Raw genomic sequence first — 330 nt, forward strand, 5'->3', positions numbered from 1 at the left:
CAGCGCCTCAACGCGCTGACGTAACTCACTCTGATATATTTTCCCGAACGCAATCCGGTTCGCTAGCACGTTCTCGGAAAATCCGGTTTTCCCCACTTTGTCACTGCTCAGTGTCTTCCACTCGCCGTTATGCTGCGTGACATTAGCCACCACTACATGCGTGTGTAACTGTGGGTCCTGATCGCGACTGGTGTCATGGTTAAACAGTGCCATCACCAGATTACCGGTCAGCACCGTTTCTGACTGTCCGTCCGTCATCACCCGTGTGGAAGCCAGCGCCTCCACCTGACGGACAGCAAAATCCACGGCCTGGTTATGTGCATCAATAAG

General features: G+C 53.6%; 1 protein-coding gene. It reads right to left on the reverse strand.

The annotated features are described in order from the left end of the window. The coding region (mobF, locus tag DIT71_RS17810) for a MobF family relaxase (protein ID WP_158538987.1) at nucleotides 1–330 on the reverse strand (330 nt) is incomplete at both ends.

Source organism: Marinobacter vulgaris, from assembly GCF_003344045.1.
Lineage (GTDB): Bacteria > Pseudomonadota > Gammaproteobacteria > Pseudomonadales > Oleiphilaceae > Marinobacter > Marinobacter vulgaris.